General features: G+C 70.5%; 1 protein-coding gene. It reads left to right on the top strand.

Going from position 1 to position 583, the window contains the following annotated elements; genetic code table 11:
• Positions 1-97 precede the first annotated feature (97 nt).
• Positions 98-583 (top strand): DUF1028 domain-containing protein (locus tag ACFR9S_RS06485; RefSeq protein ID WP_379818298.1); only part of this gene is annotated, 486 nt, incomplete at its 3' end.

Raw genomic sequence — 583 nt, 5'->3', positions numbered from 1 at the left:
GGGCGTGATCGGGCGCCCGCCGTCGTGCCGACGGACTGACTGCGGCGTGGCTGCCGCGGCGTCAACGCTTTTCTCGCCGCCGCCCGACCGATCGCACATGACGTTCTCCATCGTCGCCAAAGCGGACGACGCGATCGGGATCGCCGTCCAGTCGAAGTTCGTCAGCGTGGGCTCGGTCGTCCCCTTCGCGGACGCCGAGGCGGGCGCGATCGCGACACAGAGCTTCGCGAACGTCGCCTACGGCGAGGACGGGCTCGAACATCTCCGGAACGGGCTGACCGCCGAGGAGACGATCGAACGGCTGACCGACGAGGACGACGAGGCCGAGCGCCGGCAGGTCGGCGTCGTCGGCACGGACGGCTCCGTCGCCGGGTTCACGGGCGAGGACTGCTTCGACACCGCGCTCGACGTGCAGGGCGAGAACTACACCGTTCAGGGGAACATCCTCGAGAACGAGGAGACGATCCACGCGATGGCCGAGACGTTCGAGGAGGCCGACGGCGGCCTGCCCGAGCCGTTTCTCGCCGCGCTGGAGGCCGGCGAGTACCGCGCCGCCGAGAAAGTCGGCCCCGCGGAGTGGGAG

The organism is Halolamina salina (genome assembly GCF_042678005.1).
Taxonomy (GTDB): Archaea; Halobacteriota; Halobacteria; order Halobacteriales; family Haloferacaceae; genus Halolamina; species Halolamina salina.
The sequence above is the reverse complement of the archived record's forward strand: the minus strand, read 5'-3'. Positions and strand labels throughout refer to the sequence as shown.